This window comes from Aeromicrobium sp. UC242_57, assembly GCF_044452305.1.
Taxonomy (GTDB): domain Bacteria; phylum Actinomycetota; class Actinomycetes; order Propionibacteriales; family Nocardioidaceae; genus Aeromicrobium.
The window spans coordinates 1204232-1225378 of record NZ_JBIOAM010000005.1; the positions used below are offsets into that span (position 1 = coordinate 1204232).

Here is a 21147-nt window from a genome sequence, read left to right on the forward strand (position 1 = left end):
GAGCTGCCCCCCGAACAGCTGCGGCAGCTTGACGCCGTCGGTCTTCCCGACCCAGATGTCGTCACCGGTCCGTTCGAGGACGAACAGCCGGTGAGGGTCCCGGTGGTGTGCATCAGCTCGGGGTGACGGTCTTGTTGCGACGCGGCGGAAGCGGGAAGAAGCCGCTGGTGCTTGCGACGTAGGCCTCGTACGCCTCACCCTTGCTGCGACGCATGCCGCGCTCGAGGACGGCCTTGCCGCTGAAGCTCGTGAGCAGCTTGGTCATGACGATCGGGGAGACGATGGCGACCAGACCCCACGGGGCGCCGAGTGCCAGCAGGAACAGGCCGACCCAGACGCAGGCATCGCCGAAGTAGTTGGGGTGACGGGTCCACGCCCACAGTCCCCGGTCCATGACCTTGCCGGCGTTGGCCGGATCGGCCTTGAACCGGGCCAGCTGCCAGTCGCCGACGGCCTCGAACAGGAAGCCGATGAGCCAGATCGCGATACCGATCGAGCCGATGATGCCGATCGCCTCGCTCTGGTACATCGCGAACTGCACGGGCAGCGAGATCAGGATGATCAGCCCGCCCTGCATGCCGTAGATGCGACGGATCAGGAACGGGATGAGTGCCTGATCCTTGCGCTGGCGCATCATCGAGGTGTAGCGCCGGTCCTCGCCGTGGCCGATGTTGCGCTTGCCGATGTAGGCGCCGAGGCGCAGGCCCCAGACGGCGGTCAGCACCAGCACGACGAGGCGGCGGGTGTCGTTGCCGTCGCCGCGAGCCGAGACCAGGTAGGACACCACGGCGGCGACGACGAATCCGGGGCCCCAGAAGATGTCGATGATCGACTGGTTCTTGATCTTGATCGCGGTGGCCATGATCGCGCCGATGAACACGATCGTGGCGGCGATGACGGCCAGCAGGTTGAGGGCGAGATCGCCCCAGGGGATGTCGTTCATGAGTGGCTTTCTGGTGAAGGGGTGAGATTGGTTTCGAGACGCCCTCGTTCCTCGGGCGCCTCAACCAACAAAGTGGGGCTCAGGCGGCGCGACGCGAAGTCCAGGAACGCCTCGTGCGCGTGGGTGTAGGTGTGCTGCTTGCCGTCGCGGCTCTGGGTGATGAGCTCGGCGAGGGTGTTGGGGCCGAGGGTGGAGCCGTCGAAGGTGACCGTTCCGCCCTCGACCGCATCGGCGACCCGCAGGCCGTTGGCGGCGGCGACGATGACCTGCCCGTTGATCGTCGAGGCGGGATCGGCGAGGACGCTGACGATGGGGGCGACGGCGTCGGGCTGCAGGGTGTCGGCGTACTGCATGTCCATGCCGTCCTCGGTCATCTGCGTCGTGGCGTACGGCAGGATGACGTTGGTCAGCACGCCCTTGCCGGCACCTTCAGCGGCGACGGTGCGACCGAGCGCGATGACGGCGCCCTTGCTGGCGGCGTAGGCCGCGACGGTCGGGAACCCGTGCAGGCCCGAGGTGGACGCGACCAGGATGATGCGGCCGTGTCCGGCTTCGCGCATGACGCGCATCGCGGCTGACGCGATGAGCGCCGTGCCGGTCACGTTGATGTCGATGAGCCGGGTGAAGTCGTCGACGTCGAGCTTGTGGAACAGCTGCGGTGCGCTGATCGCGGCGCTCGTGACACAGATGTCGAGACGTCCCCAGGTGTCGAGTGCGGCCCGGACGAGCGCGTCGGCGGTTGGAGCGTCGGCGACGTCACCGTAGTTGGCGACGGCGCGGCCACCTGCTGCGACGATCTCGTCGACCACGTAGTCGGCGGCACTGCGGCCGTCGGCGTCGACGACTCGGTTGCGGTTGTTGACCACGATCGCGGCACCCTGCGAGGCGAGGTGCAGCGCGAAGGCGCGGCCGAGTCCTTTGCCGCCACCGGTGACGATGGCGACCTGTCCTTCGAGCGGGCGGCTCATGCCGAGATCCTCTCGACGAGGACGGCGACGCCGAGCCCGGCGGCACCGCTGACGGCGGCGACTCCGTAGCGTCCGCCGCGCCGTTCGAGCTCTTCGACGCAGCTGCCGACGAGGATCGCGCCGGTGGCACCGAAGGCGTGGCCCATCGCCATGGTTCCGCCGTTGGGGTTCATCCGGTCGGGGCCGGCGTCGAGGTCGCGCCGGAAGCGCAGGCACAGGGCCGAGAACGCTTCGGCGAACTCGAAGACGTCGATGTCGGCGGGCGTCAGGCCGGCGCGGGCGATGACCTGCTCGACGGCGCTCTGGCCAGCGGTCAGCATCACGACGGGGTTGACCGAGGTGGATGCCGATCCGATGATGCGGGCCCGCGGTGCGACTCCGGCGCGTTCGGCGGCCTCGGCCGATCCGACCAGGAGCAGTGCGGAGGCGTCGGCCATCGCGGGGGCGGTGCCCACGGTGTGCAGGTGCTGGATCTCCGAGACGCCGGAGTAGGCACCCATCTCCTTCAAGGCACCGAGTGCGATGGCGTCCTGTCCCGAGGCGCCGAGCTCGGCGAATGCTGGCGGCAGCTGGCTGAGTCCTTCGAGCGTGGTGCCGGGCCGGACGAGTCGTCGTGGTCGAGGCCGGGGCTGTCTCCCTTGGCCGGGACGGGCACGAGCGAGCGAGCGAAGACACCGTCGGTGCGGGCCTTGGCCGCCTTGAGCTGGGTCTCCAGGCCGTAGGTGTCGAGTCCTCGCGGCTCAGGCCTTCGATCGTGGCGTTGAGGTCGGCGGCGATGCCCATGTGCACCGAGCCGATCGTGCGGATGATGTCGTCATCGGCCCACAGCGGACCTTTGTCGGCGAACATCGGCACGCGCGAGACGCTCTCGACGCCGCCGGCGACGGCGAGCTGCAGGTCGCCGCCGCGGATGCGTGCAGCGGTCTGGCCGACGGCGTCGACGCCGGACGCGCAGAACCGGTTGAGCGTGTAGCCGGGGACGCTGTCGCCCCAGCCGGCGAGGAGCGCCGCGGTGCGGGCGATGTTGCTGCCCTGCTCGCCGACCTGGGAGGCCGAGCCGATCGCGATGTCGTCGATCTGCTCGACGTCGAGGTCGTTGCGTTCGACGAGCGCCTGTTGCAGGTGGACGACCAGGTCGAGGGCCGAGTGGGCGTGCAGGCCGCCCTTGGGGCTGGCCTTGCCGCGTGGGGTCCGGACGTAGTCCAGGACGAAGGCTTCAGACATCGCTTCCTCATTCGAGTGACTGATTCAACTGGTGGAGATACTCTGTTAGTTGTAGTACGGTTGCCGCACATTGGCAACCCCGCTGTGCGGCGACGAAGAGGAGAGCGTGATGAGCGAGAACATCTGGGTCCTTGGCGGCTACCAGAGCGACTTCGCCCGCAACCTGACGCGCGAAGGCAAGGATTTCGCCGATCTGACCAGCGAAGTCGTCGACCACACGCTCGAAGCAGCGTCGATCGGCGGAGCCTCGATCGGCGTCGTCCACGTCGCGAACGCCTTCGGCCAGCTGTTCGCCGGACAGGGCCAGCCGGCGCGATGCCCGCGACCGTCCGCCCCGACCTGTGGGGCACGCCGTCGTCACGGCACGAAGCCGCCTGCGCCTCGGGCAGCATCGCGGTGCTGGCCGCGATGGCCGACCTCAAGGCCGGTCACTACGACAGCGCCCTGGTCGTCGGCATCGAGCTGGAGAAGACCGTCAGCGGCGACGCCGCGGCCGGGCACCTCGGAGCAGCCGCCTGGGTCGGCCACGAAGGCCAGGACGCGACCTACATGTGGCCGTTCATGTTCAGCGAGGTCGCTGACGAGTACGACTCGCGCTACGGCATCGACGACGTCCACTTGCGAGCCATCGCCCAGATCAACTTCGCCAACGCCAAGCGCAACCCGAACGCTCAGACCCGCGGCTGGGACGTGCCCGACCTCGTCGGCGGTGTCGGACGCGACGATGCGAGCAACCCCGTTGTCGAAGGACGCATCCGCCGCTTCGACTGCAGCCAGGTGACCGACGGCGGCGCCGGAGTCGTGCTCGTCAACGACACCTATCTGCGCAACAACCCCGGCGTCAACGCGACGCCGCTGGCCCAGGTGCTGGGCTGGGGTCACCGCACCGTCGGACTCGGCCTCGCGCAGAAGCCGACCGCGACGCCGACAACCCGTACGTCCTGCCGCACCTGCGCGACGCCGTCAACGATGCCTTCGACCGGGCCGGGACGACGCTCGACGGCCTCGACGGGCTGGAGACGCATGACTGCTTCACCCCGAGCGAGTACGTCGCGATCGACCACATCGGCCTGACCGGGCCGGGGGAGTCGTGGAAGGCGATCGAGAACGGCGAGATCGAGATGGGCGGACGCCTGCCGATCAACCCCAGCGGCGGCCTGATCGGCGGCGGACATCCCGTCGGCGCCAGCGGTGTCCGCATGCTGCTCGACGCGAGCAAGCAGGTCAGCGGCACCGCCGGCGACTACCAGGTCGAAGGCGCGAAGACCTTCGGCACCCTGAATTTCGGCGGAAGCACCGCGACGACGGTCAGCCTCGTCGTCGGCGCTGCACCCACCGCCTGACACTCACTACGCAAGAACGAAGAGGAGCACCACACGATGGACGTTGAAGTTGTCGGCCGGATCCTGTCCACGCTTCCCGCGGACGACGATCACCCGTACCGCACGGGTCCGTGGCAGCCGCAGACGACGGAGTGGAAGGCCGACGACCTCGAGATCGTCGAGGGCGAGATCCCGTCCGACCTCGACGGCGTCTACCTGCGCAACACCGAGAACCCCGTCCACCCCTCGCTGAAGAACTACCATCCCTTCGACGGTGACGGGATGATCCACGTCGTCGGCTTCCGCGACGGCAAGGCGTTCTACCGCAACCGGATGATCCGCACCGACGGCTTCATGGCCGAGCAGGAAGCCGGGCACGCGCTGTGGGCGGGTCTCGCCGAACGTCCCTCCAGCGCTCTTCGCGATGACGGCTGGGGCGCCCGCCGCCGGATGAAGGATGCGTCGAGCACCGACGTCGTCGTGCACCGCGGTGTTGCGCTGACGAGCTTCTACCAGTGCGGCGACCTCTACCGTGTCGACCCGATGTCGGCCGAGACGTTCGGCAAGGAGTCGTGGAACGGCAAGTTCCCGTTCGAGTGGGGCGTCTCGGCGCACCCCAAGGTCGATGACCGTACCGGCGAGATGCTGTTCTTCAACTACAGCAAGGAAGCGCCGTACATGCACTACGGCGTCGTCGACGAGAACAACGACCTGAGTCACTATGTCGACATTCCGTTGCCCGGGCCGCGGCTGCCGCACGACATGGCGTTCACCGAGAACTACGCGATCCTCAACGACTGCCCGCTGTTCTGGGACGAGGAGGCGCTCAAGAGCGATGCGCACATCGCCCGGTTCCACAAGGACATGCCGACCCGGTTCGGCGTCATCCCGCGCAAGGGCCAGACCAAGGACATCAAGTGGTTCGAGGCTGAGGCGACGTACGTCCTGCACTTCGTCAACGCCTACGAGGACGGCGACGAGATCGTGCTCGACGGCTTCTTCCAGGGCGATCCGGAACCGGCCGACAACGGGATGGGCAATCACTCGGGAGCGGGCGTTCCGCTTCCTGGCGCTCGACCGCATGCAGTCGCGGCTGCACCGCTGGCGGCTCAACCTCGTGACGGGGCTCGTCAAGGAGGAACAGCTCAGCGACACCATCACCGAGTTCGGCATGATGAACGGCTCGTACACCGGCGGCAAGTACCGCTACGCGTACGCCGCGACCGGCAAGCCGTCGTGGTTCCTGTTCGACGGGCTCGTCAAGCACGATCTGCAGGACGGCACCGAGGAGCGCATCTCGTTCGGCGACGGTGTGTACGGCAGCGAGACCGCGATGGCGCCTCGCATCGGCAGCACCGCCGAGGACGACGGCTACCTGATCACGATCACGACCGACATGAACCAGGATGCGTCGTTCGCGCTCGTCTTCGACGCCGCCCGCGTCAGCGACGGCCCGGTCTGCAAGCGAAGCTGCCCGAACGGGTCTCCAGCGGCACCCACTCGACGTGGGCGCCCGGCTCGGACCTGCGTCGTTGGCAGACGTCCGACTCGGCCGCGGACGCGGTGGGATTCTAGACCCATGTCTGACCCGAACGTCTCCTCCGACCTGGAGACACGTCCCACCCACCTCGAGCCGGGCGCGACCAACGCGATCGGCCGCAGCCTCGGCCTGCTCGGCGACGAGTGGACGCTGCTGATCCTGCAGCAGGCGTTGCAGGGTGTGGGACGGTTCGGGCAGTTCATGAAGGCGTTGCCGATCTCGAACTCGGTGCTCACGAGCCGGCTCAACCTGTTGGTCCGCGAAGGCCTGTTGCGGCGCAACATCTACCAGACCAACCCGCTGCGGGCCGAGTACCTGGTGACCGATCGCAGCCGCGCGCTGTGGCCGTTCATGCTGGCGATCTGGGAGTGGGAACGTCGGTGGGTCGACAAGAGCCGACGCTGCCCACGATGCGGCACTCGCTGTGCGACAGCGACTTCTCGCCGGTGCTGACCTGTGCTGCCTGCAAGGACCCGGTCGGTGCGAAGGACGTCGTCGCCGAGTGGGGTCCGAGCGGATCGTGGGAACGGTCGGTGCCGGAGTCGGTGACGCGTCGGCGTTCGGACTCCGACCCCTCGCACTCGTTGGCGGGGTTGTTTCCCGAGACGATGCTGGTGTTCGGCAACCGGTGGGCGTCGGCGCTGCTGGGGGCCGCGTTCCGGGGCGTCACCCGATTCTCCGACTTCGAGTCGAGCCTCGGTGCGCCGCCGACCCTGGTCGCTGAACGGCTGCGGGCCTTCGTCGCGATCGACGTGCTCGTCGCGACCCCAGAACCCGCAACGACCCGACTGGGCCGAGTACCACCTGACCGAGAAGGGGCGGGCGTTCTATCCCGTCATCGCCGCAGTCCTGCAGTGGGGCCAGGAGTGGTTCCAGGCCGCCGAAGGGCCCGCGATGCAGACCCGTCACAAGGTCTGCGGCGAACCGTTCGAACCGACCTTCCGCTGTGACCAGTGCCAGACGGTCCTCGCGGGCCACGACATCACGATCGTCGATCGCCCCGATCCGACGACACCTGGAGAGGGGAGAAGCATGAGCACCACACGCAACACCTTGGCTGACGTGATTCGCGCGAACAATCTCGCCTGCCCGGAGTCGCCGGCCATCGTCGGCGAGGGACGCTCGACGACGTACGGCGAGCTGTCGACCCGTTCGGACTCCATCGCGTCGGGGCTGGTCGCGGCCGGGCTGTCGGCCGGCGACCGCGTCGCCTACCTGGCCCGCAACGCGACGGAGTACTGGGAGCTTGTTCTTTCGCCGCAGCCAAGGCCGGTGTCGTGATCGTGCCGCTCAACTTCCGGCTGTCGGGGCCCGAGATCGCCTGGATCCTCGATGACGCTGACCCAGCCGCGATCCTGGTCGAGGAGCACCTGACCTCGCTCGTGCCGGCCGACTGGTCGGGGCTGCGTCTGGTGTTCTCGCAGACCGATTCACTCTCCGTCGCTGAGGGCTGGACGGCGTTCGAGCCGTGGCTCGCCGCGCAGGAGGCGGTGGATCCGCAACGTGACACCGGTGGCGACACGCTGTGCTCGCTGATGTACTCGTCGGGCACGACGGGACGTCCCAAGGGTGTCGCCCACGACCGTCGCCGGGATGCTGTTCGCGGTCGAGGCGTTCGGGGCATTGTTCAACCCGTCGCCGTCATCGGTGAGCCTCGTGCCGACGCCGTACTACCACATCGCTGCCGGCGGATGGTCGCTCATCACGCTGGCCACGGGCGGCTCGATCGTGCAGTTCACCGAGGTCACGCCGCAGAACATGCTCGGTCTCCTGGTCGGTCACAAGGCGACGCACGTCATCATGGTGCCGACCGTGATGCAGCTGTTCATCACGAGCCCCGAAGCGTCCGCGGCCGACTACTCCAGCGTCGAGCACGTCGTCTACGGCGGATCGCCGATCTCCGAGACCGTCATGCTCGGTGCGCAGAAGGTCTTCGGTGCGCAGCTCTCGCAGAGCTACGGCCTGACCGAGACGATCGGCGTCACCACGTTCTTGCGTCCTGAGGACCACGTGGTCAGCGAGAACAGCAAGCTGCGCTCGGCCGGTCGCGCCGTCCCGGCGTCGGGGTCGCCATCATGGACCCCGACACCGGTCAGCTGTGCGAGACGGGTGTCGTCGGTGAGGTCGTGACCCGCGGCCCCGGCGTCACGCAGGCCTACTGGCGCAACCCCTCGGCCACGGCCGACGCCTTCTGGCCCGACGGCTGGTTCCGCACCGGCGACGCCGGCTACATGGACGCCGAAGGCTATGTCTTCCTCAAGGACCGCATCAAGGACCTGTTGATGTCGGGTGGCGAGAACATCTATCCCGCCGAGGTGGAGAACGCGATCATGGCGCACCCCGCCGTGCAGGAGGTCGCCGTCATCGGCGTCCCGTCGGAGAAGTGGGGCGAGACGCCGCTCGCGGTGGTCGTCCCCAAGGCCGGCGAGACGATCGACGAGGCCGCAGCTCATCGCGTTCACCCGCGAACGTCTCGCGCACTACAAGTGCCCGACCGCCGTGGAGATCATCGGACAGCTGCCCGGAACCCCTCCGGGAAGGTTTTGAAGCGAGAGCTCCGCGCCCCCGTGGTGGGCCGGGCACGAGAGGAACATCGGATGAGTTTTACCACGATTCGCCAGGTCATCATCGGCACCGGCGACATGGAGAAGGCAAGCGCACAGTTCCAGGAGACGTTCGGCCTGGCCACGGGCTTCGCCGATCCGCTGCTGGAGCCCCTGGGGATCGACGACCAGACGTTCCGGGTCGGCCCCGAGGCGCACCTCGAGCCGTCGGCGCGCTGAAGCCCGAGGCTGCGATCGCCGGCTGGGTCGCCAAGGTCGGCGGCACCGGCGGCGGCTACGGCCTGTCGATCCAGGTCGACGACCTGGCGCCCTTCATCGCCAACGCGGCCGAGCTGGGTGTCCGGACGATCGAGGACCTCGAGGTCTACGGTCACCGCATCATCCAGCTGCACCCCGGCGACCTGGGTCTGCTGATCGAGCTCGACGAGATCGCCGACCCCACGAAGTGGTTCTGGGACGACGTCGACGCCGAGGTGCCTGCCGCTCCGCTCATCGACGAGGTGCTCGCGGTCGAGGTCAGCTCTCCCGACCCGGCCGCCCAGTCGGCCAAGTGGGGTCAGCTGTTCGGCCTCGAGGTCGCCACGGTCGACGGTGTCCCGTACATCGAGCTGGGTTCGCGGACCGTGCGCTTCGTCCAGGGCGACGTCAAGATGATGACCGCGATCGACCTGGGTGTCGTCGACGGTGCCGAGGTGGCCGAGCGGTCCGTCGAGATCAGCGGAGTCACGTTCAACCTGATCTGAGCCTGACTCACCTCTTGTCAGGGCGGTGACTCAGCGACCTGTCCCATCCGCGGACACGTCGCTGGGTCACCGCAGTCGAGTGTCCTCTCAGCGGCACTGACTATCGTGGAAGATGATGATCACCCGCCGCGACGCTGCCCAACGCTTGGACATCCCCGTGGAGATGGCCGCCCGACACGGCCTGCCCACCAAGCTCACCGAAGCCCAGCTTCGAGAGATCGAGGACAACCCGCCGCCGTGGTTGGTCCAGTCCCGTGCCAACCGGACCGGCAAGAAGCCCGTGTGGGTCGATCTGGTGTGCCATGTCTGCGGGTTCGCCGAGAAGGCCCGGCCGAAGAAGTGGTGGCCGGTGTTCACCTACGTCAGTTGCGAACACCATCAACCCTCCGATGTGCCGCGCCCGCTCCCTGACGAAATCCGTGCGGAGATCCCGGGCGTCGGCAGCCGGTTCGTCGGTTGGGTCGACACCCCACTGGACTGAGCCGCGCCCCCGCGGAGCTACCCGAGGTGCTTGCCCAGAGCGTCGAGGAGGCCACGGGTGCCTTGCTCGCGGCCCGTCCCGTCGGCCCAGAACTGGTCGAAGAAGACGCCGTGCTCGGTGTGCGTGAACCGGGTGCCCTCCTCGACGGGCTCGAGCTCGAGCGACGCCACCGACGTCGACATGTGGACCCCGTCGAGCCACATGTCGTACGTCGTGACGATGCGGACGTGCTCGACGATGTCGGTGTACGTGGCCTCGTAGCGCGAGAGGGGCCCGTTGTGGAACTTCGCCTCGGCGACATCGCGTCCGCCGACCCGGAAGTCGAACTTCCACTCGCCGGGCTCTGCAGCGTCGCCAGCACCCCACCAGCGGCTTCTGTGCCTCCTCGGCGAATGAGTCCCACACCCGTTCGACGGGAGCGGGATAGTCGCGGGTCAGGGTGAAATCGGCGCGGGCGAGGCGGCGTTCGATGGTCATGTGTGACGGCCTATCGGGTGAAGGTGACGTGGATCGTGCCGCTCTCGGCAACTTCAGTCTTGACTGTGTGGGTGTGCTCGAGGCCGCGCACGTCGTCCCACAGCCGTCCGCCACGACCGAGCAGAATCGGGGCGATCGCGACATGCAGGTCGTCAACAAGGCCCGCGCGCAGGAACTCACGGGCAGTCCCGATGCCGCCGCCGACGCGGACGTCCTTGCCGCTGGCAGCTTCGGTCGCCTCGGCGAGCACATCCTGGATCGCACCGTTGCGGAAGTGGAACGTCGTACCGCCCTGCATGGGGATCGACGGGCGCGGCGCGGTGTGGGTGAGGACATAGACGGGTGCGCCGAACGGCGGCTCGTCGCCCCACCACCCCTTCCAGTCCGGATCGTCGGGGAAGGAATGGAAGCCGAACATCGCGGCACCCATGATCTCGGCGCCGATACCAGCGAAGTACGCCGCAGCGTAGGCATCGTCGACGCCGGTCGTGCCGGTGCCGCTGGTGTTGCCGAGGACGCGCTCCTGAAACGTGCGGGTTGAGATGTAGGCGGCCGTGAGTGGGCCCCAGTCCTCACCCATCGGGTTCTCTGGGGTCGGGTCGCTGGGTGCGGCAACGCCGTCCAGCGAGATGTTCAAGTCGATACGGACACGTGTCATGTGAGGTTCCCTTCGGGGTGGTGCAGGTCAGGTGGCTCTGTCGAGGTGGATGCCGAGCCGATCCGCCTGGTGTTCTGCGGGAGTGCGTTGTTCGCCGAGCCACAGATGGAGGACGTCGAGGGCGCCCGGTCGCAGGCTCACGGTGCGGACGCGACCGTGCTTCTGCGACGTGACCAGCCCTGCGTCCTCGAGGATCCGCAGGTGCTGCATGAGCGAAGGCAGCGCCATCGAGAACGGTGCCGCGAGTTCGGAGACGACGGCCGGCGACTTCGCCAACCGTTCGACGACGGCCCGGCGCGTCGGATCCGCGATGGCGCGGAGCACGACGTCGAGCTCGTCGTAATAGTTAGGCACACGCCTAACTATGAGTCAGGGTCGGACGTTCGTCAACCGACTGATGTTCGACTGTGTGTCAGTTGATGATCTCGCCGCGCTCGTCGTCAAGGATCGCGGCCAGCCTGTTGCGCCAGGCCTGTAACGCCTCGGGGGTCAAGCGCCGTCCAGTCGGTCACTTCGCCGACGACGCGGATGGGGCTCGGTGCTGCGGTAGGACCGGGTCGGGTTGCCGGGGAACTTCTTGTCGGTGACGTTCGGATCGTTCTCGAAAGCACCCGTCGGCTCGACGGAGTAGACGCGAGGGACGCCGTCGCCCGCCGCGAGCTCTGCGGCGAGTCCGGCACCATCGACCAGCGCGGTGAAGTAGATGTGGTTCATCACGATCTCGGGCCGGTAGTTCGAGCGGAAGCCCGCAGTCAGGAGCTCGCCCACCTGCAGCTCGGCCTTGGTGCCGTGGAAGAACGGCCCCGCATCCAGCACATCGCTCATCTGCTCAGCGTACGGGCACGTCAGCTCTGTTCGAGGCGGAGAGCCGTGTAGCGTCCGGGGGTGCCCACCACTCGTCGATCCAGTCGTCGCCGATCCAGCGCTCGTCGACAGCCACCGCGGCCGTTGCCTGTGGCCGGGCCGGGTGAGCGGGTGTGGGTGCTCGACATCCCGTACGGGATGCAGGTCGACGGCGCCACGTGGCATCCGGCGGTCAAGACCCATCTATACGTCGGACGAGCCTTGCCTGCGCACCTCGTGCCGTACGCTCCGGGCCCTTACACGCTCGGTCGGTTCATCGAGAACTCCCTGAACCCCGGCGATCCGACGCCCAGCCCCGAACCGACGGGTGCTCTCGAGCCCCGAAAGATCCAGTTCGAAGCGGCCGACGCGATCGCCGAGCGTGCTGCGGCGGGTGGCCGGTTGTTTCTCCTGGCCGATGAGCCAGGTGTGGGCAAGACGATCTCGGCGGTCCTCGGCGCGACTGCGGTCGGCGACCTCCGTGGCGCGCAGCGAGTGCTCGTCGTGGCAGATCGGCCCGCAGCCATCACGATCGGCCACTGGTGCCGGACGATCACGGCATTGGGCGACGGGGGACTGGATTGGGTCGTGATCACGTGGGACCGGCTCGACAAGGTCAAGGACCACACCTGGGACGTGATCATCGCGGATGAGGCTCACGCGTTGCGACGCACGACGACGAAGCGGTGGAAGCTGTGGGCGACGGTCTCGGGGTATGCGCGGCCACACGACAAGGCGCCGTTCGTCATCGCGACGACCGCGACCCCCGGGCACACGCCGCTCGAGCTGCCGTACCTTGCTCCCGCCTATGCGCAGGTGCTCAGCGAGCCGATGCGCGACTGGGCCTCGGGGACGCAACGGGGGACCGCGTTCGCCACTGCGCTCGAGAGCCACGGCGTCGGGGTGGAGCGCGGCCGCTACGGCGCGACGTGGACGACCGACCCCGCTCGACGTGCGGCGGACCTCGAAGCCGGTGCGCGGCTGGCTCGCCGACGAGCGTCCTCCGGCGATGCTGCACCGCGCGGCGCCGTGGGGACCGGTGCCGATCTCAGGCATGCCGGTGACGCTCACGCCGACAGAGCGGTCTGCCTACGAGTCTGAGTGGGGAGAGTTCTGCCGCGAGATGGACATCGCGCGACATGGACGCAACGTTGCGAAGGGCCGAGCCGCACTGCTGCGCTTTCGGCAGAAAGGCCGGGCTGATCCGCGTCGACTCGACCGTGGCCTGGATCGCCCAGCAGGTCCAGGCTGAGCGTCAGGTTGCGTGCTCAGTCGAGTTCGTCGCGACCGCCGCCGATCCGATCGTCGACCGACTGCGTGAGAGCGGCATCGAGGTCGCGACGATCTACGGCCGCGACCGGTTCGACGTCGAGGCCGAGCGGCTCCGGTTCCAGACCGGAGAGGCGAAGGTCTGCGTCTTCACGACGGTCGCCTCGATCAGCCTGCACGCCGGTGAGACCCTCGCCGATGGGCGTCAGGCGAGTACCGAGCCGCGGGTCGGCATCTTCCACCAGGCCCGCTTCTCGGGGATCGCCGCGCGGCAGGTGACAGGTCGCACCCACCGCGATCATCAGGTCTCGCCGTGGCACATCGCGTACGCCGAGGGCACGGTCGAGGAGCAGGTCGGCAAGGTCATGGTGGAGCGGATCGCCGCAGCCTCCGACACGGCGGGAAGCGACACCGCCGGCCTCACGGAGCTGGCGCAGCTGCTCGGGGCCGACTGGCTGCCGACCATGACCTTGGCCGAAGAAAGCGTCTGAACGGGCTTGGCCGCGACAAGGGGCATCGGCACAGCGGACGATCGAGGCCTGGTCGGTGACGATACAAGGTTGGTCAGTTCGCTTATGTCAGATCGTCCTCTATCAAAGTTTAGATCCTTAACCTTTGATGGAATGGGTCTTCATGAACGGAAAGATGTGTCTCTCCCCGCCGCGAGCGCATCGTGGGAGGAGGTCCGCCTTGCGGGAATCCTGGCGACAAAGTCGATCGAACGTGGCGCCAAGGCATATGTCGCGCGCGAGGTCTTGGATCTCATCACGTTGTCCGAACGGGCGCTCGCGAGCACCCAGTTCGATACTCGGGTTTCGCTGCCGAACCGGGGAGTGCCGGTTCGCCCGCAGGATTGATCCGTACGAGCACAGGTAGATCGGCGCCTGGCCACGACGCGGTCGAGGAGTAGGGCCTGAACGGGCTTCGGTAGGCAGCATCGTGCGGGCAGGCATACCGTGGGCATGTCCCGTCCCACGAGCACCCCGAGGCTGATCACCGTGACGCGCTTGGCACCAGAGACGGTCGTGCTGCACCGTCACGAGCTGTCCTACGTCGACAGCGGCTCCGGCCGGGCTGTGCTCTTCATCCACGGCATCCTCGGCTCGCAGCGGCAGTGGGAGCACCTGGTCGACGTGATGGACGACGACCATCGTGTGGTCATGCCCGACCTCTTCGGCCATGGGAAGTCGGCCAAGCCGTTCGGCGACTACTCGCTCAGCGCCCACGCCGCGGCGATGCGGGACCTGCTCGACCACCTCGGGATCGAACGGGTCACCGTGGTCGGACACTCGCTCGGCGGCGGGATCGCGATGCAGTTCTTCTACCTCTTCCCGGAGAGGGTTGAGCGTCTCGTCCTCGTCTCCAGCGGAGGGCTGGGTCGTGAGGTCAACTTCGTGCTGCGCTCGGCGACGTTGCCCGGCGCCGCGCAGGTGCTCAGCGTCGTCGCCTCCGCGCCAGTGCTCTCGCGCGTCGAGGCGCTCGGTCGGGGTGCGTCGAAGATCGGGTGGAAGCCCGGTGCGGACGTGGGCGCGATCTGGCGCGGCTTCAGCTCACTCGGCGACCGGGAGAGTCGCCGGGCCTTCCTCGCCACGACCCGTGCCGTCATCGATATCGGCGGGCAGAGCATCAGCGCCCACGACCACCTGCAGGACGCGCTTCCCGTGCCGACCATGATCGTGTGGGGGGCGAAGGACCGGATGATCCCGGCCTCGCACGCGCTGAGCGTCGAGAACGAGTTGCCCGACTGCCGTGTCGAGATCTTCGACGGTGCGGGCCACTTCCCGCACCTGGACGACCCTGACCGTTTCGCGCAGGTGCTCCGCGAGTTCATCGCGGACGACGGGCCGCGGCGGTAGTTGGTGTCGGACGTCGACTGACCGGGACGGTGATCGTCGGCGTTTGGGGTGGGGCATTTTGCCCACTTGGACGCAGGTACGCACCGCCCGAAGAAGGCCAACTGTTATCGGCCGTTCTCGCCGCGAGTATGTTGAGATAAGTCGGCAGTTCCGAACTGTCAAGAGGAAATGTTGCCCGGTCCGCGCAGGTCCAGCTGGCAAAGAGGCAGCCGTTAGCTAGATGCCTAGTTGTAGTCCGCGTGTGAGGGCATCGAGGTCATCCTGGGCCTTGGTCAAAATGTCCGCGGCACTGTCGCGGCAGTAGTTGCGATCGCCGCCGTCGGCGCCGTGGATGACTAGACAGGTCTCGCCCTTGACGATGACGTGTGAAGTCTTGCCTGTGCGGTGGCGATAGCAGATCCGCTGTCTGACAGCTGTCTGCACCGAGGCATGTCCAAGCAAGGACTTGATTTGGGGCATGACGTGTTCCCTTCTGAGCTTCCGGGCAATATTGTCGCGAACCTCGTCCGCGATGGCGTCGATCTTGGCGAAGGCGCGCTCGAGATCTTCGGCAGAGGCGTCGCCGCGTCCTTCACCGACTTCGTCTGACACGGCCTTGTTGAGGAGGCGCATGACAACTTGGGCGTTGGGGGCCATCGGGCCCTTGAATACCTTCGCGAGCTGACGGCCCTGCCGCGGCAGGCCAATCTCATCCAAGATCCGGTTGGCACCAGACCCGACCCGGTTGTTGAGCCGGCTACGGGCGGACTGACGACGACGCTGCGGTGACACCGGGATGGCAACGGGGTCATCTGCCGGTTGCTGGGCTTGCCTGTCTAGGAGAGCTGTCCGCAAGTACTCCAAGGTGGTGATGTCGCCGAGAGTAAGTCCGGGCGCGACCTCCCTCGCGAGCATCTCCTCTAAGACGCGATCGTCGGTCGGGTCGAGGTACGCCTGGTCGATGAAGCTAGTCAGGACCTCGTTGTCGACGACCATCCCGCCGTCGAACCTTCGGGACTGCGGTCCGCTGTCGGACGCTGCCGGTTCGACATTCTCCTCGGTCCCTGCGACCCATCCATGAAGCCAGGCCTGATCCTCGAGGTCGAGCTCGCGGAACTCGGACCATCGTTCGTCGTTGTTCAGCCCGACGTGCGAGACCACGTGCCCATGGTTGTCGGGATGGTCCGGCTTGTTCTGCTGTACGACGCGCATGACTCGGCCGACGAACTGGATGTACGGCGCTAAGGAGCGGAACGGCCTGAAGATCGCGGCGACACTCAACCGCGGGTGGTCGAAGCCTTCGCCGAGCATCTGGACCTGCACAATGCAGTCGAGCACTCCAGTTCGCAATCGTTCCAGGACCGCCTCCTGTGCGTCGTCGCCCATGTCGGAGTGGATCGCGGCTGCGACGTATCCGCACTCTTCGTAGAGGCCTGCGACCTGTCGCGCGTGGTCTACCGGCAAGCTGCTGCCACGATCTGATGTTTGACGCCGGTCTGGGCACGCATAGCGTTGCACTGCTGGATGCTTGCCTCGACGATGTGTCGGTTGCACTCGGAGCTGAGCGCGACGCCGCGACGAAACCATGCTTCTTCGCGCAGTTCGAGTACTTCATCCAAAGTGTGCTTCACGGAGGTGTCATCGCTGTACGTAAAGTAGAGCTCGGCGGGGGCCACATTCCGCGAGTGGATCTGTTTTATGTAGCCCTGCACCATCGCCTTGGTGAACGAGAACTTGTAGAGCAATTCGCCGTGCATGTGCTTGTCGTCGGCTCGGAATGGTGTCGCTGTCAGGCTCACCACCTTCGCGTTGGGGAACCTGCGGAACACCTTCTGCCAGCTCTCGGCGGGGGCGTGGTGCCCCTCATCGACCAAGATCATGTCGAAGAAGTCCGGAGGGAACCTCGGCAGCCAGCGGTCGGCACGGCTCGCGGCTGCTGAACATTCGTAACTACAAAGTCGCTTTCGATGGCATCGTGCACGTTTGCCGACGGCCCGTCGAGCACGGCGGTCCACGGACCAGCCGTGAAATCTGAAAGAACGCGGGTCTTGGTCCAGAAGCATTCGCGACTAGTGATGTCGAGTGCGTCCTGAACGCCTTTGCGAATGGTCAGGTTAGGGGTGATCACCAGCACCCGGCCCTCAGAGATCCCGAACGGCAGGGTCGAGATGATCCCGGTCTTGCCGCACCCCACAGGGATCTGCAGGATGCCTGGGGCGTTTGAGGAGGCGAAGTGCTCTCGCACGGCGCGGTGCGCATCTCTCTGCGGCTCGCGGAGAAGATCGTTGGCTTCAATGTCGGCGTTCGCCGTCGCGAAAATTGAAATTGCCTCCGCGGCGTCTTGTGCACGGCGGTACTCCAGGCGGTACTCCTCAAGGTCGGCGCGTCGGTAGTAACGGTGGCTGCTGCCGGGGCGCTTGACGGCAGGAAGGCGCCCGTCGCGATCCCAGCGCCGCAAAGTCTGGGCCGAGATTCCGATGTAATCCGCTGCTGCGGCCACGCGCATGAACTCCGAGTCAGCGTCAGTCATAGACGCAACTGTATCAAATCTTCCAAACATGCCAAACATAATGAGGTCCCCTTGATATGCCATGAGGGAGCCACAGCCACGACCGCCAGGTGGTTCAATTCAGTTTGGCGGACTCCGCCGCGCGACGTCGCACTTGCATTAGCAACCGAGTTGTTCGATGGATCCGTCGATAACCGACAAGCGCAGGGCGCGAGTAACGGTGGACTGTCACACCCTCAGTCCACACTGGATCACATGCGAATGCGGACTTACATCGACGGTCATGAACTAAACCCTGGGCTGCGACTTAGTCACCACGTGACGGACGCGAGGTTCGCGATCTCGATCCAGGTCATCTGCGAAACGGTCTCGCCCCAGACTTGGCGCGCCGAAGCCAAGCTCGGACGGACCGTCCTTTTCGCCACCGCACCGTTCCCCACTCTCGAAGAGGCTGGGCGGGTCGCCGAAGCGGAGGTTGAGGCGCGTCTGGTGAAGGCTCTTGCTGGCTAGAAAGCGATGGATGTCGTTGTTCTGACGTATAGAAGCACGACACACCAGGTTAATATGACGAATATTGCAAATAATCTGAAGTTTGAGTGTAGTGTTTCATTGGCAGCGGCGGTCACAACGAATGGGGATGTGGATGACAACGACGATGGCAGGCTCCTTCCTCGAACGGGTCTTTAGCGGCAACGCCGCAAAAATCGAGCAGGCCTTCGTGGCAGCGGGTAGGGGAGCGCACAACCGCTCGTACGACGCGAAGGTCGCGTCAAAGCTTCCTACCAATCACGCCTACGGCAGCACGTGCTGGCTCGCGCTTGCCGAGGAGATCATCGACCACGTGGGACCTCTTCTTGATGGGGCCCAGGTCTTCTCGGTGCCCGGCGCCCCCTACTCCATCCTGATCAAGGACGGCTTCGCCATCCTGCCGGTCAAGGTCATCGAGGGCGGCACGCGCGATGGCAGAATGCGCGCAAGCGTCTCGGACCTGCGTGCCCGCCTCGCCCGCATGAACGACCGCGATCGCGACCAGCAGTCGTTCTTCGATGAAGACCAGGACAACTCCGACGCCGCCGGCGAGACCGTCGCAGCCGCGCTCGAAGAGCTCGACGACGAGCGTAAGGCCATCGAGGCCATCGCTTCCGTCCTCGTCGTCGCCGCGTTCCAGTGCGGCCCCACCAGTGGGCTACGGGCAATCGAGATCGGTGTCGCGACGTTTGACACCGATGGGTTCATTGACTTCAAGGACAGCCAGAAGCTGTCGCTGATCGATACGCCCTTGCCCTTCCCGAACCCTGCCTCGGTCAAGGGCGATACGTTCGATTCCGCACCCCGCCCGAAGCCGCGCCTCGAACTCCATGAGGAGTCGGCGAGCGGTGGTGAAGTCCTCGAGCCCAAGTAGGAGCGATGTCGAACAGTATCTTCTTCGAACCCGGCCGCCTCAGGCAGGCCCGGGAAGTCGCCCTACTCAACAAGAAGGAATTGGCCGAGGCCAGCGGGGTCTCACCGGCTGCCATCGGGCAGTACGAGGCAGGCATCGCCACCCCGCGCTCAGACACCCTTGTCCGCATAGCGAGTGCGCTCGACGTCCCAGTCGAGTTCTTCGAACCCGGACGCCCTCTTCAAGGTCTTGACACAAGCGAGACCTACTTCGAGAGCCTGCGCGCCACGACGTCCAAGCAGCGCAATGGGGCGACGTCCTTTGCCGAGCAGGTCTGGGAACTTTCCCATGCGCTCGAGACACACGTGCGGTTCCCCTTGATCGAACTGCCCGACATCCATGGCGACCCCGACGTCACCTACACCCCGGAGGCCGCTGCTCAAGCCACCCGCACTATGTGGGGGCTAGGCACCGAACCGATCGGACACCTCGTGGCGCAACTTGAATCCCGGGGCATCATCTGCTGTCTCGCGCCGAAGACCCCCGCTGGCGTCCCGCGCATCGATGCGTACTCAACTCTCAAGTTTCCCCGACCACTCATGGTGCTCACCGCCGACCGCGCCGACGACATCCTCCGGCATCGATTCAGTGCAGCTCGTCAGCTTGGCCACCTAGTCCTCCATCACGGCGTCGCATCTGGGGAGACCTGGCTAGAGCGCGAGGCCGACTCGTTCGCGGCCGAGTTCCTCACGCCGGCCTCCAAGCTCCGCGGAAGAGCTTCCCCGACCGCCTGCATTTCCCGAACCTGTACAACCTCAGCGAACGGTGGGGGGTCTCTGTCAAGAGCCTCATCTACAGGGGCAGAGAACTTGGCCTCTACTCTGAGAGCACTGCCCGCCGCGGGTACATCCGACTTGCGCAGGTACCTCAGGCCGCGCGGCCGATCCGCGAGTACGACGGCGAGGTCCCGTCGATGCTGAACGCCGCATTCGAGCTTGCCGAGGCGCGCGGCGTGCGGGTCGCGAGCCTCGCCGATGAACTTCGTTGGAAGCCTCGCCGGGTCCGGCAACTGCTCGGCGAACTTGATGACTCACGCCCCCAGTTGCAGATCATCCGGGTCAGCTCCGATGGCCCTCAAGCAACCTCCGAGGGTCACCGCACGTTCGGCGCTTTCTGACACTCTGATCTCGCTCCCGTTGATTGTTGGTCGAGGCGCGGATAAGAACCGATCGACCCACCGGCCTAGGTCGCTGTAGGTCACTACGCCGTCTATGACGTGATGCTTCTACTTCGAGTGGCCCCTGTGGCGGGGACTACTGACCTTCTGCGAGCGCCCGCAAAGTGAGCAGTTGCCTCCGCGCCATCGGGAGATCGCCAACTGCGATGAGCGGTCCAAGCGCGCGGCCGTTGCGGGCGGCGATCTTGAGGAGGAGGCGGGTCGTCTGGCCAGCGTCCACGAGGACGTATGACATGTGGACGCCTGCGAGCTTTGCCGTCAGGTGAACTCCGGGCTCGACCGACACGACAGCCCCGATTGGGCGTCCTGCGGTGGCGGTGAACGGGTCACCGACCTTGGGGTCGGGCAGTCCTTGGAGCTCGCGGGGCGAGCGTCGGCCGAAGTTGTCGATCCAGTCGTACGAGTAGGGCGCCAACCGGATCTGCGCGATCCAGGGCCATACCGCGTCCGGGGTGGCGTCGACGGTGACTCCGCGCCAGGCCTGCCATGGGGGGTCGGGGACGAAGTCATCGCATGGGTAGTGCAGGCGCATCTCGGCGTCCGTCACTCCCCAGCGGTCACCGATCATCGGTCGACAGTGGGGATGGCGGCGACGGCGGTGCGGGCGATGGCGAGGACCTCGTCGGTCGAGCCGCCGTCGCGGGCGCAGCCCGACATGCCGCGCATGATGGCCAGGAGGAAAGAGGCCAGCTCGTCGGGCTGAACGGTGGCGGGGAGGTCGCCGTCCGTGACACCTCGCGCGATGCGGTCGGTGAGCTTGCCGTGCAAGGCCTCGCGCTGCGCGGCGAGGCGGGGCTCAGTCAGCAACAGGCAGCCGAGCGGTGTGTCGCTGGCAGTGTGCGCGCGGGCGGTGCCCTCGAGCATCCGGGTGATGGCCTCGCGGATGGTCGGTTCAGCCATCGCGGCATCAACGCCCTCGCACGTCCGGCGGAAGTACAGGTCGGAGGCCTCGTTGAAGAGGCGGTCCTTGTCGCCGAACGCCGCGTAGAGGCTCGGGGGAGTCACGCCCATCGCGCTCGTCAGCATCGCGACAGACGTCTCCTCGTAGCCGGTGCGCCAGAACTGCTCGACGGCCGCCGCCAGCGCGGTGTCGCGGTTGAAGCTTCTCGGTCTACCTGCCATGAGACCAGCATAACGTAGTGATCGCTATGAA

At 66.5% G+C, this 21147-nt stretch carries 26 protein-coding genes and 6 pseudogenes; 17 read left to right on the forward strand and 15 right to left on the reverse strand.

All coding sequences use genetic code 11. The annotated features are described in order from the left end of the window. Positions 1 to 112: 112 nt before the first annotated feature. The 5 genes and pseudogenes from ACHMWU_RS29145 to ACHMWU_RS29165 form a co-directional block, all read right to left on the reverse strand. A complete protein-coding gene (locus ACHMWU_RS29145) occupies positions 113 to 943 on the reverse strand; it encodes a DUF1295 domain-containing protein (protein WP_396048964.1) in 831 nt (276 codons plus the stop codon). Continuing rightward, positions 940 to 1911, reverse strand: a complete 972-nt coding sequence (locus tag ACHMWU_RS29150; RefSeq protein ID WP_396049278.1) for an SDR family NAD(P)-dependent oxidoreductase — start codon at positions 1909 to 1911, stop codon at positions 940 to 942. The genes ACHMWU_RS29145 and ACHMWU_RS29150 overlap by 4 nt, the downstream gene beginning before the upstream one ends. Further along, positions 1908 to 2411 carry a hypothetical protein gene (locus ACHMWU_RS29155; protein WP_396049279.1) on the reverse strand — a complete coding sequence of 168 codons (504 nt, stop codon included), beginning with the start codon at positions 2409 to 2411 and terminating at the stop codon, positions 1908 to 1910. Before ACHMWU_RS29155 ends, ACHMWU_RS29150 begins: the two co-directional genes overlap by 4 nt. Before the next feature lie 286 nt (positions 2412 to 2697). Next, positions 2698 to 3135: pseudogene (locus ACHMWU_RS29160) on the reverse strand (acetyl-CoA C-acyltransferase); the annotation flags it as partial. A gap of 7 nt (positions 3136 to 3142) precedes the next feature. Continuing rightward, positions 3143 to 3400, reverse strand: coding sequence for a hypothetical protein (locus ACHMWU_RS29165; RefSeq protein WP_396048965.1), 258 nt, complete (start codon positions 3398 to 3400; stop codon positions 3143 to 3145). Positions 3401 to 4085: 685 nt separating this feature from the next. Here ACHMWU_RS29165 and ACHMWU_RS29170 point away from each other — a divergent pair. The 4 genes and pseudogenes from ACHMWU_RS29170 to ACHMWU_RS29185 all read left to right on the forward strand — a co-directional run bounded on the left by ACHMWU_RS29170 (position 4086) and on the right by ACHMWU_RS29185 (position 6450). Continuing rightward, entirely contained in the window at positions 4086 to 4478 is a 393-nt protein-coding gene (locus tag ACHMWU_RS29170) for a thiolase C-terminal domain-containing protein (RefSeq protein ID WP_396049280.1), read from the forward strand. A gap of 36 nt (positions 4479 to 4514) precedes the next feature. Then, a pseudogene (locus tag ACHMWU_RS29175) lies at positions 4515 to 5450 on the forward strand (carotenoid oxygenase family protein); the annotation flags it as partial. Between the two features lie 88 nt (positions 5451 to 5538). Beyond that, positions 5539 to 5877: pseudogene (locus ACHMWU_RS29180) on the forward strand (carotenoid oxygenase family protein); the annotation flags it as partial. 159 nt (positions 5878 to 6036) lie between these two features. Continuing rightward, positions 6037 to 6450: a winged helix-turn-helix transcriptional regulator gene (locus ACHMWU_RS29185; RefSeq protein WP_396049281.1), complete on the forward strand. Its 414-nt coding sequence runs from the start codon at positions 6037 to 6039 to the stop codon at positions 6448 to 6450. Here the strand turns inward: ACHMWU_RS29185 and ACHMWU_RS29190 are convergent. Beyond that, positions 6347 to 6667 carry a hypothetical protein gene (locus ACHMWU_RS29190; protein WP_396048966.1) on the reverse strand — a complete coding sequence of 107 codons (321 nt, stop codon included), beginning with the start codon at positions 6665 to 6667 and terminating at the stop codon, positions 6347 to 6349. The two genes, ACHMWU_RS29185 and ACHMWU_RS29190, sit on opposite strands and share 104 nt — an antisense overlap. A gap of 29 nt (positions 6668 to 6696) precedes the next feature. Between ACHMWU_RS29190 and ACHMWU_RS29195 the strand changes: the two are divergent. From ACHMWU_RS29195 to ACHMWU_RS29225, 7 genes and pseudogenes are all read left to right on the forward strand, one after another. After that, positions 6697 to 6822, forward strand: a pseudogene (locus ACHMWU_RS29195) (hypothetical protein); the annotation flags it as partial. Positions 6823 to 7029: 207 nt separating this feature from the next. Further along, on the forward strand, positions 7030 to 7278 hold the full coding sequence (locus ACHMWU_RS29200) for an AMP-binding protein (RefSeq protein WP_396049282.1): 249 nt from the start codon (positions 7030 to 7032) through the stop codon (positions 7276 to 7278). A gap of 2 nt (positions 7279 to 7280) precedes the next feature. Next, positions 7281 to 7523 (forward strand): annotated as a pseudogene (locus ACHMWU_RS29205) (hypothetical protein); the annotation flags it as partial. 43 nt (positions 7524 to 7566) lie between these two features. Beyond that, positions 7567 to 8127, forward strand: a complete 561-nt coding sequence (locus ACHMWU_RS29210) for an AMP-binding protein (RefSeq protein ID WP_396048967.1) — start codon at positions 7567 to 7569, stop codon at positions 8125 to 8127. After that, positions 8073 to 8780, forward strand: coding sequence for a hypothetical protein (locus ACHMWU_RS29215; protein ID WP_396048968.1), 708 nt, complete (start codon positions 8073 to 8075; stop codon positions 8778 to 8780). Before ACHMWU_RS29210 ends, ACHMWU_RS29215 begins: the two co-directional genes overlap by 55 nt. 254 nt (positions 8781 to 9034) lie before the next feature. After that, the gene (locus ACHMWU_RS29220; RefSeq protein WP_396048969.1) at positions 9035 to 9304 is read left to right on the forward strand and encodes a hypothetical protein; all 270 of its coding nucleotides are present in this window, start codon (positions 9035 to 9037) and stop codon (positions 9302 to 9304) included. Positions 9305 to 9416: 112 nt separating this feature from the next. Beyond that, the gene (locus tag ACHMWU_RS29225; RefSeq protein WP_396048970.1) at positions 9417 to 9785 is read left to right on the forward strand and encodes a hypothetical protein; all 369 of its coding nucleotides are present in this window, start codon (positions 9417 to 9419) and stop codon (positions 9783 to 9785) included. A 17-nt stretch (positions 9786 to 9802) separates the two neighbouring features. On the opposite strand, the gene ACHMWU_RS29230 is transcribed toward ACHMWU_RS29225, so the two are convergent. The 4 genes and pseudogenes from ACHMWU_RS29230 to arr all read right to left on the reverse strand — a co-directional run bounded on the left by ACHMWU_RS29230 (position 9803) and on the right by arr (position 11745). Beyond that, positions 9803 to 10210 carry an SRPBCC domain-containing protein gene (locus tag ACHMWU_RS29230; RefSeq protein ID WP_396049283.1) on the reverse strand — a complete coding sequence of 136 codons (408 nt, stop codon included), beginning with the start codon at positions 10208 to 10210 and terminating at the stop codon, positions 9803 to 9805. Between the two features lie 62 nt (positions 10211 to 10272). Next, complete coding sequence (locus ACHMWU_RS29235; RefSeq protein WP_396048971.1) at positions 10273 to 10920, reverse strand: dihydrofolate reductase family protein; 648 nt, start codon at positions 10918 to 10920, stop codon at positions 10273 to 10275. Positions 10921 to 10947: 27 nt separating this feature from the next. Next, positions 10948 to 11244: an ArsR/SmtB family transcription factor gene (locus ACHMWU_RS29240; protein ID WP_396048972.1), complete on the reverse strand. Its 297-nt coding sequence runs from the start codon at positions 11242 to 11244 to the stop codon at positions 10948 to 10950. A 116-nt stretch (positions 11245 to 11360) separates the two neighbouring features. Beyond that, positions 11361 to 11745 (reverse strand): annotated as a pseudogene (gene arr / locus ACHMWU_RS29245) (NAD(+)--rifampin ADP-ribosyltransferase). A gap of 129 nt (positions 11746 to 11874) precedes the next feature. Here arr and ACHMWU_RS29250 point away from each other — a divergent pair. From ACHMWU_RS29250 to ACHMWU_RS29260, 3 genes are all read left to right on the forward strand, one after another. Further along, entirely contained in the window at positions 11875 to 12864 is a 990-nt protein-coding gene (locus tag ACHMWU_RS29250; protein ID WP_396048973.1) for a hypothetical protein, read from the forward strand. Between the two features lie 38 nt (positions 12865 to 12902). Further along, positions 12903 to 13523, forward strand: a complete 621-nt coding sequence (locus ACHMWU_RS29255) for a hypothetical protein (protein WP_396048974.1) — start codon at positions 12903 to 12905, stop codon at positions 13521 to 13523. 507 nt (positions 13524 to 14030) lie between these two features. Beyond that, complete coding sequence (locus ACHMWU_RS29260; RefSeq protein WP_396048975.1) at positions 14031 to 14888, forward strand: alpha/beta fold hydrolase; 858 nt, start codon at positions 14031 to 14033, stop codon at positions 14886 to 14888. Positions 14889 to 15104: 216 nt separating this feature from the next. Here ACHMWU_RS29260 and ACHMWU_RS29265 read toward each other — a convergent pair whose 3' ends face one another. Genes ACHMWU_RS29265 through ACHMWU_RS29275 form a run of 3 tightly spaced genes read right to left on the reverse strand, consistent with a single transcriptional unit; the run spans position 15105 to position 17397 of the window. Beyond that, positions 15105 to 16421 carry a DEAD/DEAH box helicase gene (locus ACHMWU_RS29265; RefSeq protein WP_396048977.1) on the reverse strand — a complete coding sequence of 439 codons (1317 nt, stop codon included), beginning with the start codon at positions 16419 to 16421 and terminating at the stop codon, positions 15105 to 15107. After that, complete coding sequence (locus tag ACHMWU_RS29270; RefSeq protein ID WP_396048978.1) at positions 16322 to 16747, reverse strand: DEAD/DEAH box helicase; 426 nt, start codon at positions 16745 to 16747, stop codon at positions 16322 to 16324. The genes ACHMWU_RS29265 and ACHMWU_RS29270 overlap by 100 nt, the downstream gene beginning before the upstream one ends. Then, positions 16744 to 17397, reverse strand: a complete 654-nt coding sequence (locus ACHMWU_RS29275) for a helix-turn-helix domain-containing protein (RefSeq protein WP_396048979.1) — start codon at positions 17395 to 17397, stop codon at positions 16744 to 16746. The genes ACHMWU_RS29270 and ACHMWU_RS29275 overlap by 4 nt, the downstream gene beginning before the upstream one ends. Positions 17398 to 18031: 634 nt before the next feature. On the opposite strand from ACHMWU_RS29275, the gene ACHMWU_RS29280 reads away from it, so the two are divergent. From ACHMWU_RS29280 to ACHMWU_RS29290, 3 genes are read left to right on the forward strand one after another with little or no spacing between them, the layout of a single operon-like run. Then, positions 18032 to 18778 (forward strand): hypothetical protein, encoded by a 747-nt coding sequence (locus ACHMWU_RS29280; protein ID WP_396048980.1) that lies wholly within the window; start codon positions 18032 to 18034, stop codon positions 18776 to 18778. Positions 18779 to 18783: 5 nt separating this feature from the next. Further along, entirely contained in the window at positions 18784 to 19737 is a 954-nt protein-coding gene (locus tag ACHMWU_RS29285; RefSeq protein ID WP_396048981.1) for a helix-turn-helix domain-containing protein, read from the forward strand. Next, entirely contained in the window at positions 19731 to 19934 is a 204-nt protein-coding gene (locus tag ACHMWU_RS29290) for a hypothetical protein (RefSeq protein ID WP_396048982.1), read from the forward strand. Before ACHMWU_RS29285 ends, ACHMWU_RS29290 begins: the two co-directional genes overlap by 7 nt. Positions 19935 to 20070: 136 nt before the next feature. Here the strand turns inward: ACHMWU_RS29290 and ACHMWU_RS29295 are convergent, their stop codons facing one another. Together ACHMWU_RS29295 and ACHMWU_RS29300 are read right to left on the reverse strand one after the other, a co-directional pair. Next, a complete protein-coding gene (locus ACHMWU_RS29295) occupies positions 20071 to 20562 on the reverse strand; it encodes a hypothetical protein (protein WP_396048983.1) in 492 nt (163 codons plus the stop codon). Continuing rightward, positions 20559 to 21116, reverse strand: a complete 558-nt coding sequence (locus ACHMWU_RS29300; protein ID WP_396048984.1) for a TetR/AcrR family transcriptional regulator — start codon at positions 21114 to 21116, stop codon at positions 20559 to 20561. The genes ACHMWU_RS29295 and ACHMWU_RS29300 overlap by 4 nt, the downstream gene beginning before the upstream one ends. Between the last annotated feature and the right edge of the window lie 31 nt (positions 21117 to 21147).

What these genes read in the sequence shown, in the direction of transcription:
- ACHMWU_RS29145 (WP_396048964.1), bottom strand. Translation starts at nt 943, where the DNA reads ATGAACGACATCCCCTGGGGCGATCTCGCCCTCAACCTGCTGGCCGTC.
- ACHMWU_RS29150 (WP_396049278.1), bottom strand. Translation starts at nt 1,911, where the DNA reads ATGAGCCGCCCGCTCGAAGGACAGGTCGCCATCGTCACCGGTGGCGGC.
- ACHMWU_RS29155 (WP_396049279.1), bottom strand. Translation starts at nt 2,411, where the DNA reads ATGGGTGCCTACTCCGGCGTCTCGGAGATCCAGCACCTGCACACCGTG.
- ACHMWU_RS29185 (WP_396049281.1), top strand. Translation starts at nt 6,037, where the DNA reads ATGTCTGACCCGAACGTCTCCTCCGACCTGGAGACACGTCCCACCCAC.
- ACHMWU_RS29200 (WP_396049282.1), top strand. Translation starts at nt 7,030, where the DNA reads ATGAGCACCACACGCAACACCTTGGCTGACGTGATTCGCGCGAACAAT.
- ACHMWU_RS29215 (WP_396048968.1), top strand. Translation starts at nt 8,073, where the DNA reads ATGGACCCCGACACCGGTCAGCTGTGCGAGACGGGTGTCGTCGGTGAG.
- ACHMWU_RS29225 (WP_396048970.1), top strand. Translation starts at nt 9,417, where the DNA reads ATGATGATCACCCGCCGCGACGCTGCCCAACGCTTGGACATCCCCGTG.
- ACHMWU_RS29235 (WP_396048971.1), bottom strand. Translation starts at nt 10,920, where the DNA reads ATGACACGTGTCCGTATCGACTTGAACATCTCGCTGGACGGCGTTGCC.
- ACHMWU_RS29255 (WP_396048974.1), top strand. Translation starts at nt 12,903, where the DNA reads ATGGACGCAACGTTGCGAAGGGCCGAGCCGCACTGCTGCGCTTTCGGC.
- ACHMWU_RS29270 (WP_396048978.1), bottom strand. Translation starts at nt 16,747, where the DNA reads ATGATCTTGGTCGATGAGGGGCACCACGCCCCCGCCGAGAGCTGGCAG.
- ACHMWU_RS29275 (WP_396048979.1), bottom strand. Translation starts at nt 17,397, where the DNA reads ATGACTGACGCTGACTCGGAGTTCATGCGCGTGGCCGCAGCAGCGGAT.
- ACHMWU_RS29280 (WP_396048980.1), top strand. Translation starts at nt 18,032, where the DNA reads ATGGCAGGCTCCTTCCTCGAACGGGTCTTTAGCGGCAACGCCGCAAAA.
- ACHMWU_RS29285 (WP_396048981.1), top strand. Translation starts at nt 18,784, where the DNA reads ATGTCGAACAGTATCTTCTTCGAACCCGGCCGCCTCAGGCAGGCCCGG.
- ACHMWU_RS29290 (WP_396048982.1), top strand. Translation starts at nt 19,731, where the DNA reads ATGCTGAACGCCGCATTCGAGCTTGCCGAGGCGCGCGGCGTGCGGGTC.
- ACHMWU_RS29295 (WP_396048983.1), bottom strand. Translation starts at nt 20,562, where the DNA reads ATGATCGGTGACCGCTGGGGAGTGACGGACGCCGAGATGCGCCTGCAC.
- ACHMWU_RS29300 (WP_396048984.1), bottom strand. Translation starts at nt 21,116, where the DNA reads ATGGCAGGTAGACCGAGAAGCTTCAACCGCGACACCGCGCTGGCGGCG.